The 15817-nt window shown below is 61.4% G+C and carries 17 protein-coding genes; 7 read left to right on the top strand and 10 right to left on the bottom strand.

From position 1 onward, the window contains the following. Window positions 1-94: 94 nt before the first annotated feature. The 6 genes from Syncc8109_RS05985 to Syncc8109_RS06005 all read right to left on the bottom strand — a co-directional run bounded on the left by Syncc8109_RS05985 (window position 95) and on the right by Syncc8109_RS06005 (window position 4794). The gene (locus Syncc8109_RS05985; protein ID WP_006849631.1) at window positions 95-1027 is read right to left on the bottom strand and encodes a glycosyltransferase family 2 protein; all 933 of its coding nucleotides are present in this window, start codon (window positions 1025-1027) and stop codon (window positions 95-97) included. 92 nt (window positions 1028-1119) lie between these two features. Continuing rightward, entirely contained in the window at window positions 1120-1275 is a 156-nt protein-coding gene (locus Syncc8109_RS12260) for a hypothetical protein (RefSeq protein WP_006850288.1), read from the bottom strand. Between the two features lie 36 nt (window positions 1276-1311). Next, a complete protein-coding gene (locus Syncc8109_RS05990) occupies window positions 1312-1989 on the bottom strand; it encodes a DevA family ABC transporter ATP-binding protein (protein WP_006852057.1) in 678 nt (225 codons plus the stop codon). Continuing rightward, window positions 1989-3158, bottom strand: coding sequence for an ABC transporter permease DevC (gene devC, locus Syncc8109_RS05995; protein WP_006850160.1), 1170 nt, complete (start codon window positions 3156-3158; stop codon window positions 1989-1991). Before devC ends, Syncc8109_RS05990 begins: the two co-directional genes overlap by 1 nt. Next, window positions 3155-4051: an HlyD family efflux transporter periplasmic adaptor subunit gene (locus Syncc8109_RS06000; RefSeq protein ID WP_006850649.1), complete on the bottom strand. Its 897-nt coding sequence runs from the start codon at window positions 4049-4051 to the stop codon at window positions 3155-3157. Before Syncc8109_RS06000 ends, devC begins: the two co-directional genes overlap by 4 nt. Beyond that, complete coding sequence (locus Syncc8109_RS06005) at window positions 4051-4794, bottom strand: phycocyanobilin:ferredoxin oxidoreductase (protein ID WP_025362314.1); 744 nt, start codon at window positions 4792-4794, stop codon at window positions 4051-4053. Before Syncc8109_RS06005 ends, Syncc8109_RS06000 begins: the two co-directional genes overlap by 1 nt. 18 nt (window positions 4795-4812) lie before the next feature. Here Syncc8109_RS06005 and Syncc8109_RS06010 point away from each other — a divergent pair, with 18 nt between their 5' ends. Continuing rightward, entirely contained in the window at window positions 4813-6096 is a 1284-nt protein-coding gene (locus Syncc8109_RS06010; protein WP_006851809.1) for a pitrilysin family protein, read from the top strand. Further along, entirely contained in the window at window positions 6093-7349 is a 1257-nt protein-coding gene (locus Syncc8109_RS06015; protein WP_006852055.1) for a pitrilysin family protein, read from the top strand. Before Syncc8109_RS06010 ends, Syncc8109_RS06015 begins: the two co-directional genes overlap by 4 nt. On the opposite strand, the gene Syncc8109_RS06020 is transcribed toward Syncc8109_RS06015, so the two are convergent. After that, window positions 7346-7573, bottom strand: a complete 228-nt coding sequence (locus tag Syncc8109_RS06020) for a DUF3148 domain-containing protein (RefSeq protein ID WP_006849608.1) — start codon at window positions 7571-7573, stop codon at window positions 7346-7348. The two genes, Syncc8109_RS06015 and Syncc8109_RS06020, sit on opposite strands and share 4 nt — an antisense overlap. Window positions 7574-7629: 56 nt before the next feature. Here Syncc8109_RS06020 and Syncc8109_RS06025 point away from each other — a divergent pair, with 56 nt between their 5' ends. From Syncc8109_RS06025 to Syncc8109_RS06035, 3 genes are read left to right on the top strand one after another with little or no spacing between them, the layout of a single operon-like run. Further along, entirely contained in the window at window positions 7630-8199 is a 570-nt protein-coding gene (locus tag Syncc8109_RS06025; protein WP_025362315.1) for a biotin transporter BioY, read from the top strand. Next, window positions 8196-8687 carry a signal peptidase II gene (gene lspA / locus Syncc8109_RS06030; RefSeq protein WP_006850958.1) on the top strand — a complete coding sequence of 164 codons (492 nt, stop codon included), beginning with the start codon at window positions 8196-8198 and terminating at the stop codon, window positions 8685-8687. Before Syncc8109_RS06025 ends, lspA begins: the two co-directional genes overlap by 4 nt. A gap of 34 nt (window positions 8688-8721) precedes the next feature. Further along, the gene (locus Syncc8109_RS06035) at window positions 8722-10311 is read left to right on the top strand and encodes a YcjF family protein (protein WP_006850393.1); all 1590 of its coding nucleotides are present in this window, start codon (window positions 8722-8724) and stop codon (window positions 10309-10311) included. 121 nt (window positions 10312-10432) lie between these two features. On the opposite strand, the gene Syncc8109_RS06040 is transcribed toward Syncc8109_RS06035, so the two are convergent. Further along, entirely contained in the window at window positions 10433-11842 is a 1410-nt protein-coding gene (locus tag Syncc8109_RS06040) for an aminotransferase class V-fold PLP-dependent enzyme (RefSeq protein WP_006849861.1), read from the bottom strand. A 40-nt stretch (window positions 11843-11882) separates the two neighbouring features. Here Syncc8109_RS06040 and Syncc8109_RS06045 point away from each other — a divergent pair, with 40 nt between their 5' ends. Further along, window positions 11883-12386 (top strand): nucleoside deaminase, encoded by a 504-nt coding sequence (locus Syncc8109_RS06045; protein WP_006851329.1) that lies wholly within the window; start codon window positions 11883-11885, stop codon window positions 12384-12386. Here the strand turns inward: Syncc8109_RS06045 and Syncc8109_RS06050 are convergent. Further along, complete coding sequence (locus Syncc8109_RS06050) at window positions 12358-13554, bottom strand: alanine--glyoxylate aminotransferase family protein (protein ID WP_006851227.1); 1197 nt, start codon at window positions 13552-13554, stop codon at window positions 12358-12360. The two genes, Syncc8109_RS06045 and Syncc8109_RS06050, sit on opposite strands and share 29 nt — an antisense overlap. 96 nt (window positions 13555-13650) lie before the next feature. Then, on the bottom strand, window positions 13651-14175 hold the full coding sequence (locus Syncc8109_RS06055) for an allophycocyanin subunit beta (protein WP_006850757.1): 525 nt from the start codon (window positions 14173-14175) through the stop codon (window positions 13651-13653). 206 nt (window positions 14176-14381) lie between these two features. On the opposite strand from Syncc8109_RS06055, the gene glnA reads away from it, so the two are divergent. Beyond that, the gene (glnA, locus tag Syncc8109_RS06060; RefSeq protein ID WP_006849711.1) at window positions 14382-15803 is read left to right on the top strand and encodes a type I glutamate--ammonia ligase; all 1422 of its coding nucleotides are present in this window, start codon (window positions 14382-14384) and stop codon (window positions 15801-15803) included. Window positions 15804-15817 lie beyond the last annotated feature (14 nt).

The following is a 15817-nucleotide window of genomic DNA, read 5'->3' on the forward strand; positions in this document are numbered from 1 at the left end:
GACCTGAACAACCAGCAGGAGCTGGTCTCACGGTGCACCCGAAACGGGCAGGTGTGCGGAGTGAAAGGACCTACTGAAGGTATCAAAACGTCGATCAGCGAAGCCCTGCCGCTCTGGCTTCACGGAACAGGGCACGCACACCGATGCGATTGAGGGGCAAACGAAGCAGCTCCATCGCCGTTCCGGGATAGCCATGCCGGATCAGCCAACGGAGCAACGGGCGAAGGCTGGAGGGATTGATCAGCCCACCGAGGGTGAGCACTTCCCAAAGGATGCGATGGAACCAGGTGAACTGGATGATCAACCGCACCCGCCTGGTTGGATGTTTGCGGTAAAAGACAAGCCCCATACGGGCCCGTTCACCCTCCACTTCCACAAGTCGTGGGATCTGATCGAGGCTCAGGGCGGGGTGCCAGTGATAACCAACAGCGTCCGGACACTTCACCAACTCAACCCCCATCCGCCGCAGACGCTCACCCAGTTCCAGGTCCTCCCAGCCATAGAGGCGGAAACCGGTGTCAAACAGGCCTGAGCGCTCCAGCACCTCCCGATCGATGGCCACATTGCCGGTGGCGAAATAAGCCCAGGACAAGTCACGTAATTTGTGGCGCTCCGAGCAGGGTGCTTCGAAGTTGGCGGTGTTGATGACAGCGCCGTAGGTGAAGCAGAGCCGATCACCACGCCGTTGCCAGCACTGCTGCAACGCCCGTGCATGGGTGGCCAGAAAGGTTTCTGTGACCACCAGATCGCTGTCTATGAAGACGATCACATCGCCACGGGCATGATCCACACCGCGGTTCCGGCCCTCCGCAGGACCACCGTGCGCCTGCTCGATCAGGCGCACGTGGGGAAAACGATGGGACTGCTCGCTCAGCCATGACGGCGTTCCATCGGTGGAACCGTCGTCGACCACAACAACCTCGTAGTCCTGAAGAGCTCCAGCAAGCTGCTGATCTTCCAGTGCCGAGAGGCATTTCTCGAGGATCGGGCGTCGGTTGTAGGTCGGAATAACGACGCTGACGAACATCGCGACGGCCGATGCAAATGGCCACCCACCCTACGAACAACAAAAAAGGGGCTCGGAGGCCCCCCTTTTTTATGGATGGTTTGTTCCGCTGATCAGTCGGCGGCACCACCGTTGTTGGCAGTTCCGGTCACACCGTTACCAGCGCCTTCACCACGGCCATCGTTGCGCATCTTGCGCTTCTTGAACTTGCGCGCATATGCGCGGTTCCGCTCCTGCTTTTCTTTCTTCAGGTTTCTGCGCTTGGCCATGCGGAACTGCGGGCTCTGGTATCAAATTTCATCCTACTAAACAGCATTCTTTAAACGCCCGTCCTCCATCTGGAGCAAGCGATCGGCAACATCAACGATGCGCGGGTCATGGGTAACCATCAGCACCGCGCAGGATTGTTCACGGGCCAATCGACGAAGCAGCTCCACCACCTCCCGGCCCGTACGGCTGTCCAAGGCAGCGGTGGGTTCGTCAGCCAGGAGAAGGCGGGGGTTTGCGGCAAGGGCACGCGCAATGGCGACTCGCTGCTTCTGTCCTCCGGACAAGTCATGCGGGACTTTGGCCATGTGGTCCTCAAGGCCGACGGCACGAAGCCACTGACGGGCCTCATCCCGACGAGCCCTGTAACTGAGATCAGGCAGAAGATCGGCTCCCATCTGCACGTTTTGTTCAGCCGTGAGGCAGCGCAGAAGGTTGTGTCCCTGAAAAATCATTCCAATGCGCCGGCGCACATGCTGACGGCGCCGACGGCCGGCTCCATCCAGGGACGCACCAAGCACCGACACCTCACCCTGCTGAACCGTCCGCAAGGCGCCTATCAAGGTGAGGAGTGTTGTCTTGCCACAGCCCGAAGGACCGGTCAGCAAAACCACTTCGCCTGGCTCGATGCTGAAGCTGATGTTCTGAAGAACCTCGCGGCGCATCTCGCCTCGGCCGAAGGCATGGGAGAGATTGTCGACAACAACAGCTGCCATCAGAAGATCTCCGCAGGGTCTGCATCGATGAGACGACGCATGGCCAGGAACGACGACAACATGCACATCACCAGTATCATCACCAGAACGGTCAAAGCTCGGGACAGATCCATGCCGACGGGCAGCTTGGTGGCGTCACGAACAAACCAGTACAGCCCCTGACCGGCCAGGTAGGCGGGGACGTACCCCATCGCCGCCAGATAGAACCCCTCACGAACCACCACTCCCAACAGATGGCTGAGGCGGTACCCCATGGCCATCAAAGTGGCGTATTCCGGCAGGTGATCACTCACATCTGTGTACAGCACCTGGTATACGATCACGCACCCCACCACGAAGCCCATGGCAGCGCCGAGGGTGAAGATGAAACCGATAGAGGTGCTGCTCTTCCAGTAATTCTGCTCGAAATCGATGAAGCCCTGCTTGGTCAGCACCGAAACATCCTTTGGTAGTCGCTGGCTTAGTCGGGACACCACCTGCTCGGGATCCGCGCCTGGCTTCAAACGCACCAGACCAACTTCGATCGCCCCTGGCGGCTTCTGAGGCATCAGATCGAGAAACGTCTCAGTGCTCGTGAGCAGGTTGCCGTCGGCACCGAAGCTGGTGCCCAGGCTCACCAGACCCGCGACCCGGACACGGTTGCCAGCGATCTCGGTTTCCACCACCCGGCCATCGCGATACCAATCGGCAATGGGTCCGAATTCAGGACGTGACAACTGATCGAAGAGGATCCGCCCTTTCTGCTTGAGAGCGTCAGTTTTTTTAGCCAGGGAGGGGTCGACGAAGAAGGGGTCGTCGGGATTGAAACCCAAGGCCAGGATCGACCGGTTGCGCCGCGTTTCTGGGTTACGCCAGAGCATCAGCCCCCAGTGCACCGGGGTCACCCCCTCGACATCGGAATCAGCCAGGGTCTGAACAAGCCGCCGCCTTGGAAAGGCTTCCATGCTCACGGAGCTGGCGGAGCGGGGACTGATCAGAACAACATCGGCATCGAACAGCCGGTGCGCCGTGACGCTGGCGTCAAAGAGGCCATCACGGAATCCGAGCTGCATGAACATCAGAATTCCCGCGAAGCTGATGCCGGCAAGCGCCACAAGCAAGCGAACGGGCTGTCGCGTCAGCAACAACCAGGAGAGGGGAATCTGACGGCCCCGCCAAAACCGGTTCATGGATCGAAGCGGGCGATCACCTTCAAACCCGCCAGACGGCTGACCTTGGCGGCATCTTCAGGATTAAGCACCACATCAACCACCACAACGCGGGCGTCGGCATCGCCGGTGGGGTCGGTGGAGAGAACAGACCGTTGTTCCACCTGCGGGCTGATGCGCAGGACGCGCCCGACGAGTTCACCGCGGAAACCACCGTTCTCGCTGATGAGGCGCACGGACTGGTCGAGGCGGATCAGAGAAATATCGGATTCGTAGACCTCGATGCTGGCCTGCATCGCATGATTGGCCCCCACATCCATCACCCCCTCTGCACCGGGGCGCTCGCCTGCACGGGCATGCAGCTTGAGCACAACACCATCAAGGGGCGAGATCAGCTGACTGAGAGCGAGGTCGGCCCGAAGCCCTTTGCGCTCCGCCAAGGCCTGATCCCGCTTTCCCTGAAGACGCACCAGCTCTTCACGCTTGTTGTCCACCAGAGTCAATTCGGCCGCACCCCAATCGGCGGCTTTGCTGAAGCGCTCCACCTCAAGGGCCTGAAGCTGTATCTCCTGGTCGAGGCTGCTCAGCTGCGCATCGACGCGCTCCAAATCAGCGAGGAGGCCATCCCGGTGATCGAAGGACGCCAACACCTGGCCGGTCTTGATCAGATCACCCTCATTCACATTGAGGACTGCCACCCGGGGTGTCCCAGCCATCCCCGCATTGGGAGCCGCCAGATTGCGGATGTCCCCAGCGGGCTCCAGCTGCCCCAGGGCGGCGACCGCTTCGGGACGAACGGTGCGTGCAGGCTTAGGTTCAACCGGCTTGGGTTCGGGCGTCGGCCGCAGCAACCAGCCTCCAATGACCGCAATGACCAAACTTCCAGCCAGAACAGACCAGCGCTTGGGGGTCATCAGAGTTCCGGTGGGTTGTCGAAAAGAAGCATGTCGATGTAGCGATCGGCCCAGGCTGAATCGAAGGCCTTCTCGAGTACGCGGCGGGTCTTGTCGTTGCGTTTCTGCTGAAGGCAATAGTTCAACTGACCCTCGTACCGGCGGACTGTAGTGAGAGCCGTTGACGGTTCGGGAGTCGCCTCGATCACGCTGGTGGCCATCACCTGCAGGTAGTGGCTCACCAGCTCCTGAAAGGCTGCTTCCTCGTCAGCACCATCGGGGCGGATGAAGCACACCTTGTTGGAGAAGATGGCTGATCCCCAGGCCGGCAGCTCCCGACCCTGACGGAACGCCGGCCATGGCCTGGCCTCAAGCCGCTGAATCAGTTGCTCCGGCAAGGCATCGGAGGTGGGGGACAGATCGACGATCGCGGCGGAGATGCCTGCAGGGCCGGCCACGATGTCGGCCCCGAAGATCGGCAAGTCGTAGTGGGGATCTGGGAACCAGACGCTGTGGAGGATCTGCAAGCCGTTGCCGAGTCGTGCAACCTCCAAATGAAGCTTGCGAAGTCCGATGCAGCGAAAAAGCTCGTTGCCAATGGATAGGCCTTCACCATCGAGTTGCCCCTGGATGAAGCGCAAATCCTCATCGCAAGGGAGTATTTCCAATCCGGGTAATCCCGCCCAGGCACTACGGATCGACGCCGCCAAGGCCTGGACGAGGGGATGCTGTCCTGACGGTGGCGCCAGCGGCTTGGGCTGCATCGAAGGGGCAGGCACAGAATGGAACTTTGCCACGCAGTTCTGAACCTTCCGTTCTCCGGTCCCCCACTGGACCATTGGACCCTCCCCAACGGAGTGCGCTGCGTGACGGCCGACATGCCGGATGCACCACTGACCTGTCTCGATCTCTGGTGCCGTGCCGGGAGTGCCAGTGAGCAGCCAGGGGAAGAGGGCATGGCCCATTTCCTAGAGCACATGGTGTTCAAGGGAAGTCAGCAGCTGGTCGCAGGGGCATTCGATGAAGCCATCGAAGCCCTGGGGGGCAGTAGCAATGCCGCCACAGGCTTTGATGACGTTCACTTCCACGTGCTGACACCACCGGATCGGGCCAGCGAAGCGTTGGATCTGTTGTTGGAACTGGTGTTGCAGCCAAGCCTCGAGCCTGACGGGTTCAACACGGAACGGGGGGTGGTGCTTGAAGAGATTGCTCAATACGCCGATCAACCCAATGAGCAGGTGCTGCAACTGCTGTTGAGCAAGGGCTGTGACCAGCACCCCTACGGCCGACCCATCCTGGGTACACCCCCCAGCCTGGAGGCCATGACGCCCGGGGCCATGCGGGCGTTTCATCAGCGGCAGTACCGCGGTTCCAACTGCTGCCTGGCGATGGCCGGGCCTGCATCAGCGGAGCTACGCAGTGCCCTGGAGTCCTCGGCTCTGGCGGACCTCCTGGATTCGCCTGAGCCCCCATCTCCGTCATCACCCCTGAGCGTCCGTCCTGGACGCGAAAGCGTTGTTGTGGACCGGCTCGAATCCGCTCGACTGCTGATGCTCTGGGAAGCTCCACGGGCCCAGGATCAGACAGGCGTTATGGCAGCAGATCTCGCCACAACCCTGCTGGGGGAAGGACGACGCAGTCGTCTCGTGAACCGCTTGAGGGAGGAACTACAGATCGTTGAAAGCGTGTCGATGGACCTCTCGGTTCTGGAGCAGGGAAGCCTGATCACGCTGGAGGTGATCTGCCCGGACGAGCATCTGGAGGCTGTGGAAGACGAGGTGAACCAGCAGCTGCGCGCCATGGCAGAGGAGCTCGTCAGCGATCAGGAGCTGAAACGGGGCCAGCAGCTGGTGAGCAACGGACTGCGCTATGCCTTGGAATCGGCGGGCCAGGTGTCTGGGCTCAGCGCCAGCCAGACCCTCTGGGACCGGCAGCAGGATCTGCTCCAACCTTTGGCCCTCCTGCCGCCATGGACGGCGGAACGGCTTCGCTCAGACCTGTTTCCCAGGCTTCAACCCGAACAAGCGTTTGTGCTGACCGCCCAGGCCAAGACGAAACACGGATGAGGAACCCCGAACTACTGATCGAACCGGTCTCCAGCCCGGGGATTCTGGCCGCAAAACTGCTGCTTCCTTTCGGCAGCGCCGACGACCCTGCAGGAACACGGGGTGCCCATGACCTGCTGGCATCTCTGCTCAGCCGCGGCTGTGGCCAGCACAACCACGTTGACCTGGCGGACCTTGTTGAGGGATGCGGAGCAGGTCTGCGCTGTGATGCCCAGGAGGATGCGCTCGTGCTGAGCCTGCGCTGCACGGTGGAAGACGCGGAGCAGCTTCTGCCCCTGCTGGCACAGATGGTTCGTTCCCCCCAGCTTGATCCTGGCCAGGTGGCCCTTGAACGTTCGCTCACGATTCAGGCTTTGCATCGTCAACGAGAGGACCCCTTCCATTGCGCCACGACCGGATGGCGGCAGCTGACCTATGGCAACGGGGGCTACGGCCACGACCCGATGGGCATCGCTGAAGAGCTGAGTGACCTGGATCGGGAGGCACTTCTTCCCCTGGCCGAACAACTACCGAGGGCATCGAGCGTTCTCGCCTTGGCGGGCAGCGTCCCGCCGCAAATCATTGACACGATTTGCTCCCTTGAAGACTTTCGCGACTGGCCAGAAGGCAGCAGCAACGATCGCTCAGGCCGCCGTCCCTACGCCGAAGCGGTTGGAACCGAGACGATCCAGCTCGAAGCGATGGACACCGAGCAGGTGGTTCTAATGCTTGGGCAGGCGACGCTGGGGCATGGCCACCCGGATGAACTGGCGTTGCGTCTGTTGCAGTGCCATTTGGGGGTGGGCATGTCGAGCCTGCTGTTCCAGCGCCTGCGAGAAGACCATGGCGTGGCTTACGACGTGGCCGCGCACTTCCCTGCCCTGGCAGGACCGGCGCCCTTTGTGCTGATGGCCTCGAGCGTGGAGGAGCGCTCAGAGCTCGCGCTGGACTTGCTGCTGAACATCTGGGACGAGCTGAGTGAGCAACCCCTCAGTGAGGCCGCACTCGAGCTCGCACGGGCCAAGTACATAGGTCAGCTCGCCCAGGGCCTGCAGACCTGCTCCCAACGGGCAGAGCGACGGGTTCAGCTGAAGGCCCAGAAGCTTCCCGACGATCATGACCAGCGCTGTGTGGAGACTCTTGCGGAACTGACACCGACGGATGTGCTCCATGCCGCCAAACGTTGGCTGATGAAACCACGACTCAGCCTGTGCGGAACCTCCGCTGCACTGAAGCAGCTCGAACGACGCTGGGATCGGCGGGACGCTGCTTAGTCCACCTCAGCGGCATCCACCGGATCCAGTCGATCGAGGGGGATCAGAAACGTGCCCCGGCGAAAACGCACGGCAACCGTGTCCATCGGATGAAGTGCAACCACCTCGCCCACTTCACCGGCGGCCACCAGATCGGGCGGTCGCAGCATCGGCATCGGATCCGCCGACTTGAGGTATGGAAGCTGCTGCGACAGGCGCAGCTGATCACCAATCGATACCGACATCTGAACTGGGCAGGATCTGCATTGTCGAGCAGGATGGGCCGAGTTGAGTGAGTGATGTGAGGGCTCTCGCCTCCTGGTGTGGTGCCCTCGCGGGTCTGCTGGCCATCCTCGTCGGAGGTCTTGTACCGGCCGCGTTGGTCCTGCCTGCTCCCGAGCCGATCCTTCTCCCCCTGCCGGTCACATGGCAGGTGCCAGCGCTGCTTCTCTGCGCAATGGTCAGTGGCCCGCGTGCCGGCGTGATGGCTGCTGTTGGCTATCTGACCTTGGGATTGTTCAGTCTGCCGGTGTTCCATGGCGGTGGGGGGCTGAACTACGTGCTTGAACCGGGTTTCGGCTATCTCGCGGGCTTCGTGCCCGCGGCCTGGCTCACCGGTCGACTGGCGCAGCAGGACGGCATGGATGACTTGCCTAGACAGTCGCTCTGCGCCCTGGCTGGTCTGCTTGGTCTCCAGATCTGCGGCGTGCTGAATCTCGCCCTCGGGGCGCTGCTGGGGCGATGGAGCCTTGGCTTCCCCGAACTGCTAATGCAGTTTTCAATCGGTCCGCTAACGGCTCAGATGCTGCTCTGCATCGGTGCAGGATTCCTGTCAATTGTGCTGCGCCGGTTGTTGATCATCGAGCCATGACGAGACCACTTCCACGTCGCACAACCCTGCTGATTGCCCTGTTCATCGTGGTGGTGGATCAGCTGAGCAAGGCGGCGGCCTCGAGCGCCTTGCAAGGGGGCCAATCCCTACCCCTGCTGCCGCATCTGCTCTCGCTGCAATTGGTGCACAACACCGGCGCAGCCTTCAGTGTTCTGCAGGGTTCCACTGCCTTGCTTGGGCTGCTCAGCTTGGGGGTAGGCATCGGGCTGATCCTGTGGATCTGGCGTGAACGGGTGCTGCCGTTCTGGCAGGCCCTCGCCGCAGCAGCGCTTCTGGGCGGAACCGTGGGCAATGGGATTGACCGTTGGCGTCTGGGACACGTGGTGGATTTTCTGGCCCTCGAACCGATCGATTTCCCGATCTTCAACGGGGCGGATGTCGCCATCAATTTCGCAGTGCTCTGCTTTGCCATCGACCTTTGGACCCGCCGGGGTGACAGCAGCCTTCGTGACAACAGCCGTGGCTGACCCAAACTTGCCCTGAGGCTGGTGTGACGCAGGCATGAAACGCCAAACCCGGTTGCTGATCGGTCTCGCCGTTGCCTTCTTGGCACTTGTGCTGATAGGCGCTGCCGTTCAGACCATCCGCAGCCTGCTGTGGGATCTGAGTTACTTCCTGCCTCCCTGGTTGCTCACGCCGGTGCTGCTGCTGGGGTTCGCGCTGGTGGCCACCCTGGCGGTGCAAGTGGGTTGGCCGATGTGGAAACGCCTGAAATCGCGCTCAACCCAACGCCCACGCCAAGCCACCGCCGCTCCACAGAACCGGCGGGATGCCGCTACCACCAGCCTCGGCCACGTGGATCGTCTGATCGAACGCATTCAGGACGACATCAGTCGCCGCAGCCTTCAGACCGAACGCGATCGGGTCGCTGAGGAACTGAAGCGAGGCGATTTGGTGGTTGTGGTGTTCGGCACTGGATCCAGCGGCAAGACATCGCTGATCCGTGCCCTGCTCAATGAAATGGTCGGCGATGTGGGAGCGCCCATGGGCGTGACCAAAACCAGCCGCGCCTACCGCCTGCGTTTGAAAGGCCTCGAGCGTGGTCTTCAGCTCGTGGATACCCCAGGAATCCTGGAAGCCGGAGAGGAAGGACTCAGCCGGGAGGAAACAGCCCGTCGTCGGGCGGTTCGTGCCGATCTTTTGATCGTGGTGGTGGACGGGGACCTCAGAGCCTCGGAATACGCCGTTGTGACCTCGCTCGCCGGGCTCGGCAAGCGGCTGCTCCTGGTGCTGAACAAGCGGGATTTACGCGGAGTTGACGAGGAGAAAAGGCTCCTGCAGGTGCTTCGCTCCCGTTGCCAGGGACAGCTCAACGCTGCTGATGTGGTGGCCTGCAGTGCCTCTCCTCAATCGATTCCTCAACCCGGCCGTCGCCCGCTGCAGCCGCTGCCTGACGTCAGCGATCTGCTGCAGCGCCTTGCCGTTGTGCTGCACGCCGAGGGGGAGGAATTGATTGCCGACAACATCCTTCTGCAGTGCCGATCCCTCGACAGCCGCGGGCGTGACCTGTTGAACGACCAGCGGTCTCGGGAAGCCAAACGCTGCATTGACCGCTACAGCTGGATGGGAGCGGGGATTGTCGCTGCCAACCCGCTGCCAGGGGTGGATCTGTTGAGCACCGCAGCGGTGAATGCCCAGATGATCCTGGAGATGGCCAAGATCTATGGGGTCGAGATGTCCCGTGATCGCGCCAAAGATCTGGCCATGTCCCTTGGACAGACCCTGGGCAAGTTGGGCATCGTCAAAGGGGCCATGAGCTTGCTGGGAACCAGCCTGAGCCTGAGCTTGCCCACTCTGGTGCTGGGGCAAGTGCTCCAGGGGGTGGTGACCGCATGGCTCACCCGAATCGCCGGAAGCAGTTTCATGCGCTACTTCGAACAGGACCAGGACTGGGGTGACGGTGGCATGCAGACCGTGGTTCAGCAGGCCTTTGAGCTCAACCGACGGGAGCTCTCACTGCGGCGCTTTCTGGCCAGTGCCATGCGGCAAGTGGTTGAACCGCTTCAGACGTCCGCGGCGGGACGTCTTCCCCCCCGGCCAGGGCCTCAGCAGGAGGGGGAAGCATCGGCCCCCGGGCATCCAGAACGGTGATCAGGAGCAGATAGAGCACACCAATCGCCACGGAGATCGCCCCGGTGACGATGGCTACCCAGCGTGAACCCTGCTGCTGTTCCGGCATCGGAGCGTCTCAAACGATGGCGATTTTGAACGATCAGGCTGGAGCCAGCGATCCAATTAGACGTCCCGACAGGTCGCTGAGGTGCCGAGCCGTGGTGTGGGGGTTTCCAAAAACCGCCTTGAGGCAGAAACGGTCGCCGTAGAACGGTCGCGACAGCATGTAGCCATGAGACAGCAGCATTTGCCGGGTGTCTTCACTCCAACGGCCGGCTGCAGCAGCGTCCCCGTGTCTGGGATGGAAGGCCAGCAGGTGCAGGTCACCCGCCAACAACGTGAACTTCTCCAAGTCCAATTGGGCTGCGAAGGCGGTTCGCCGTTCCAAAGCATCGCTGAGCGTTGCTTCGATGCCCGCCTCGCCCAACTGACGGAGGCCCAGCCAAAGCTTGAGGATCTCTGCAGGTCGGGTGCCCTGCAAGCCGATCTCCCCGCCGTGATCCATCCCCCTGGGCGCCTCCATGTAGGGCAATCCTGTTGAAAAGGCCTGGCGGAGATGGGTTCGATCCCGAAGCAACAGCAGAGATGACGCCTTAGTGATGCCCAGCAATTTCTGGGGATTCAGCGTGATCGAATCAGCACGTTCCATGCCATCCATCAGAGAGGCATGGCGGGCCGTGAGGGCGAACACACCGCCGATGGCCGCATCAACATGCATCCAAACCCCAGCGTCACGGCAGAGGGTTGCCAGATCCGAGAGAGGATCAATGGCTCCGCGCACCGTGGTGCCGGCCGTGGCCACTACCGACAGACAAGGCCGCCCCTCCGCTTGCAGAGATCTCAAACGCTTGGCCAAAGCCTCGAGGCAAAGGCCTCCATCCGCGGCCACAGGAAGCGTCTGAAGGGCATCATCCGCCAGCCCCATCACCTTTGCGGCCTTGTTGATGGAGACGTGAGCGTCTTGGCTGCACAGCAGCACAGGATCCCGATGGGTGGCCCCCAACGCCGCCCGTGCCGCCACCAGGGCCATGAGATTGCTCAGGGTCCCGCCGCTGGCCAGCACCCCCCCGGAACCGGCAGGCAAGCCAATCCTGTGGCAAAACCAGAGGCAGAGGTCATGTTCCAGGCCGGTCAGACCAGGCGAAAGCTCCTCAGCCAGGAGGTTGTTGTTGAGACCTGCACAGACCAATTCCGCCGCAATCGACGCAGTAAGCGGGGGCGGATCGAGATGGGCCAGAGCACCGGGATGGGACGGCTGATACGCCCCATCCATCACCTGCTGAAGATCACTGAGCAGCGATTCAACGTTGGCCCCATTAAGCCCTGGTGCCACATCAGGCAAGGGGCGCATGACGGGGACCGGGCTTGATCGATCAGCGGAGCCGATCCAACGGCAGAGCAGATCCGAACTGCGATGCAGGAAGTCCCTCAGCACCGGGTCTTCGGCCGAGGGGATGGCGAACGGAGCAAGCCGATCCGGTGGGTGCTGAGACTCGGAACAGGCTTGCAACGGAGACCCGTGAACTGCACCGATCTTCGCGTCTCGTGGGATGGTGCTCAAAGGACAACGTGGAACAGCGGTGGATCAGCGGGATGAATTCACTCGCTGGATGGATGTTCTGCTCCAGCGCGCTGAGGAGGCTGGAGCGGAAGGAGAAGTTCCGGTGGCCGCTGTGATCCTGGATGGACAGGGACGAGCCATCGGCCATGGGCGCAACCGGCGCCAGAATGACAGGGATCCCCTCGGGCATGCCGAACTGGTGGCCTTGCAACAGGCAGCCATCGTTCAGGACGACTGGAGATTCAACAACTGCACCCTGATCGTTACCCTCGAACCCTGTCCCATGTGTGCGGGGGCCTTGGTGCAGGCCCGCATGGGAACTGTGATTTTTGCGGCGTCAGATCCCAAGCGTGGTGGCCTGGGGGGAAGCCTTGACCTCTCCACCCATGCCAGTGCTCATCACCACATGAAGGTGATTGAGGGCGTGCGCGAGCCAGAGGCGAGGGAGCAGCTGGAGAGCTGGTTCAGGCAGCGGCGGCGACGGAACCGCTGAAGCGAGGCAATTCTGTCTCAAACAGGTTGAGCAGACGGTTCACGTTTTCAGGGGTGGAGTTGTAACCCATTAGGCCTATGCGCCAGATTTTGCCGGCCAGGCTGCCGAGTCCACCACCAACCTCAATGCCGTGGTTGTTGAGCAGGTGCTGGCTGAAGGCCTTGCCATCCACACCTTCAGGAATGCGAACTGTGGTGAGGGTGGGCAGTCGGCGCTCGGCCGGCACATGCATCGAGAGGCCGAGACCTTCCAGCCCGTTCCAGAGCATCTCCGCATTGCTGCGATGGCGTGCCCAGGCCTGGTCGAGACCTTCTTCAGCCAGAAGACGCAGGGCCTCACGCATACCAAAGTTCATGTTGACCGGGGCGGTGTGGTGGTAGACGCGGTCGCTGCCCCAGTACTGGTTCAGCAATGAGACGTCCAGATACCAGTTGGGCACCTTGCCCTGACGGGCTGTCATCTTGGCCTCGGCACGGGGACCCATGGTGAAGGGTCCGAGACCGGGAGGGCAGCTCAGGCCCTTCTGGCTGCAGCTGTACGCGAGATCGACTTTCCACTCATCGATGTAGAGCGGCACACCCCCCAGAGAGGTGACGGTGTCGAGCAGCAGAAGGCAATCATGTTTCCGGCAGAGGTCGCCGATGCCCTCCATGGGTTGGCATACACCCGTTGAGGTTTCGGCATGAACCAACGCCAGGATGGCGGGCTTGTGCTCAATCAGGGCAGCTTCCAGCTCATCGAGAGAAAACCACTCACCCCAGGGCTTCTCAATGGTTTTCACCTCAGCGCGATAGCGGCCAGCCATGTCAGCCAGTCGCAGTCCGAAGTATCCCTTCACCGCCACCAAAACGGTGTCTCCAGGCTCAACGGTGTTGGCGATGGTTGCCTCCATGGCAGCACTGCCGGTGCCGCTCATCGGAAGCGTGAGGCGGTTGTCGGTCTGCCAGGCGTAACGCAGCAGTTCCTGCACTTCGCCCATCAGATCCACATACAGAGGATCAAGGTGACCAATCGGGGTTCGCGACAGAGCCTTCAGAACCGTTGGATGGGCGTTGGAGGGGCCTGGTCCAAGCAGGAGACGGTCGGGTGTGCCGATCGGTGCAAAGGCTTTGCGGTGACGATCGTCAACAGGAAGGAGTGAGTTCGTCGTCGCCAAAGCCCTGATCATTGGTTCGAAGTGTTGAGCCTACGCAGTCACGTCCCTTTGAGGGAGTGAGGGAAGATCGATTGCAATCTGTTCAAATCTTGCGTTGAGCGTGCTGGCTCAGCGCTGACGCACATTGGTTTCTCCAAGACCCTTGGCCAGGTGATCAAACGGTTGTATGGCCGTGGCGAGTTGATCGGATGCAGCACCGTCGGCCAGGAGCATCTCAGCGACAACTTCTCCCAGCAGAACAATGCTGCGGACTGTTGGACCGGTGGGAACGCCGAGACTCTTGTAGGTGTCGTCGAGACCGTTCAGCACACGCTCATTGAGGATAGTGGAGTCACCAGCCACCAGGGCATAGCTGGCATAACGGAGGAAATAATCCATATCCCGCAGGCAGGCGGCGAGCCGACGGGTGGTGTAGGCGTTACCGCCAGGCAGCAGCAGATCAGGCTCATCCCGGAACAGGCGTTGGCTGGCCTCACGCACAATCTCAGCCGAGGATCCGTTGATCAGCTCTACGGCCTGAATCCGCAGACTGGATTCATCCAAATATGCATTGATGCTGTCGATAGCCGAACGATCGAAATAACGACCCAGCTGGTCGTAGCGACCGATCAGACCGCTGATTGCATCCCGCATGTCCCTGAATCTCCAGAGGATCCCCAGCGGAAGCTAACACCGTTAAAGCGAGCAGATCCTTTGGCAGGCCTGCATTTCAGCCAAGTTGACAGAAACGGTTACGCAGTCGCCCTCTGGCTGTTGAAACGTACCTCTTGATACAAAATGGTGTCTTGTGGCTGTTTACGGTCACATCACTGCACAATTCAGTCGAGCAGTCCTTTCTTATGTCGAAATCCCCCCAGGACGTCCTGCGCCAGATCAAGGACGAAGGCATCGAACTGATCGACCTCAAATTCACCGATCTGCACGGCAAGTGGCAGCACCTCACGGTCTGCACCGATCTGCTGGAGGAAGAGTCCTTCACGGAGGGCCTTGCTTTTGACGGCTCTTCCATTCGCGGCTGGAAAGGCATCCAGGCCTCTGACATGGCCATGGTGCCGGACGCCAATACCGCCTGGGTTGATCCCTTCTATAGGCACAAAACCCTGAGCATGATTTGCTCGATTCAGGAGCCGCGCACCGGCCAGCCCTACGAGCGCTGCCCCCGCGCGCTGGCTCAGCGGGCACTGAATCACCTGGCCAGCACCGGCCTGGCAGACATGGCCTTCTTCGGTCCTGAGCCGGAGTTCTTCCTCTTCGACGACGTCCGCTACAACTCGGCCGAAGGCGGTTCCTTCTACAGCGTTGACACGATCGAGGCGGGCTGGAACACCGGACGGATCGAAGAAGGCGGCAATCTCGCCTACAAGATCCAGGTGAAGGAGGGCTACTTCCCTGTCGCTCCCAACGACACCGCTCAGGACATCCGCTCCGAGATGCTCCTGCTGATGGGACAGCTAGGGATTCCCACCGAGAAGCACCACCACGAGGTGGCCGGCGCGGGCCAGCACGAACTCGGCATGAAATTTGCTGAGCTGATCCAGGCCGCCGACAACGTGATGACCTACAAGTATGTAGTGCGCAACGTGGCCAAGAAGTACGGCAAGACGGCCACCTTCATGCCCAAGCCGGTCTTCAACGACAACGGCACCGGCATGCATGTGCACCAGAGCCTCTGGAAAGGCGGTCAGCCCCTGTTCTTCGGCGAAGGCACCTACGCCAACCTCTCGCAGACGGCCCGCTGGTACATCGGCGGCATCCTCAAGCACGCCCCCGCCTTCCTGGCCTTCACAAACCCCACCACCAACAGCTACAAGCGTCTGGTGCCCGGTTTCGAAGCCCCGGTGAACCTCGTCTACTCCGAGGGCAACCGCTCTGCCGCAGTGCGGATCCCACTCACCGGCCCGAGCCCGAAGGCCAAGCGCCTCGAGTTCCGTTCCGGCGATGCTCTCGCCAACCCCTATCTGGCCTTCAGCGCCATGATGATGGCCGGCCTGGACGGCATCAAGAACCAGATCGATCCCGGCGATGGCGAAGATCGCGACCTGTTCGAACTTCCGGCTGAAGAGCTCTCGAAGATAGCCACGGTCCCCGCATCCCTCAACGGTGCCCTGGAAGCGTTGAATGCCGACCGCGGCTTCCTCACCGCTGGCGGTGTGTTCAGCGACGACTTCATCGACAACTGGATCGACCTGAAGTACGAGGAGGTTCAGCAGCTGCGCCAGCGGCCGCACCCCCACGAATTCACCATGTACTACGACGCTTGATCAGCGCCCGTGCA

It is taken from the genome of Synechococcus sp. WH 8109, from assembly GCF_000161795.2.
In the GTDB taxonomy this organism is placed as follows: Bacteria; Cyanobacteriota; Cyanobacteriia; order PCC-6307; family Cyanobiaceae; genus Parasynechococcus.

Bases quoted from the DNA above. Each gene is read 5' to 3' on its own strand.
- Syncc8109_RS05985 (WP_006849631.1), bottom strand. From the start codon at position 1,027: ATGTTCGTCAGCGTCGTTATTCCGACCTACAACCGACGCCCGATCCTC.
- Syncc8109_RS12260 (WP_006850288.1), bottom strand. From the start codon at position 1,275: ATGGCCAAGCGCAGAAACCTGAAGAAAGAAAAGCAGGAGCGGAACCGC.
- Syncc8109_RS05990 (WP_006852057.1), bottom strand. From the start codon at position 1,989: ATGGCAGCTGTTGTTGTCGACAATCTCTCCCATGCCTTCGGCCGAGGC.
- devC (WP_006850160.1), bottom strand. From the start codon at position 3,158: ATGAACCGGTTTTGGCGGGGCCGTCAGATTCCCCTCTCCTGGTTGTTG.
- Syncc8109_RS06000 (WP_006850649.1), bottom strand. From the start codon at position 4,051: ATGACCCCCAAGCGCTGGTCTGTTCTGGCTGGAAGTTTGGTCATTGCG.
- Syncc8109_RS06005 (WP_025362314.1), bottom strand. From the start codon at position 4,794: ATGCAGCCCAAGCCGCTGGCGCCACCGTCAGGACAGCATCCCCTCGTC.
- Syncc8109_RS06010 (WP_006851809.1), top strand. From the start codon at position 4,813: ATGGAACTTTGCCACGCAGTTCTGAACCTTCCGTTCTCCGGTCCCCCA.
- Syncc8109_RS06015 (WP_006852055.1), top strand. From the start codon at position 6,093: ATGAGGAACCCCGAACTACTGATCGAACCGGTCTCCAGCCCGGGGATT.
- Syncc8109_RS06020 (WP_006849608.1), bottom strand. From the start codon at position 7,573: ATGTCGGTATCGATTGGTGATCAGCTGCGCCTGTCGCAGCAGCTTCCA.
- lspA (WP_006850958.1), top strand. From the start codon at position 8,196: ATGACGAGACCACTTCCACGTCGCACAACCCTGCTGATTGCCCTGTTC.
- Syncc8109_RS06035 (WP_006850393.1), top strand. From the start codon at position 8,722: ATGAAACGCCAAACCCGGTTGCTGATCGGTCTCGCCGTTGCCTTCTTG.
- Syncc8109_RS06045 (WP_006851329.1), top strand. From the start codon at position 11,883: ATGGTGCTCAAAGGACAACGTGGAACAGCGGTGGATCAGCGGGATGAA.
- Syncc8109_RS06050 (WP_006851227.1), bottom strand. From the start codon at position 13,554: ATGATCAGGGCTTTGGCGACGACGAACTCACTCCTTCCTGTTGACGAT.
- Syncc8109_RS06055 (WP_006850757.1), bottom strand. From the start codon at position 14,175: ATGCGGGATGCAATCAGCGGTCTGATCGGTCGCTACGACCAGCTGGGT.
- glnA (WP_006849711.1), top strand. From the start codon at position 14,382: ATGTCGAAATCCCCCCAGGACGTCCTGCGCCAGATCAAGGACGAAGGC.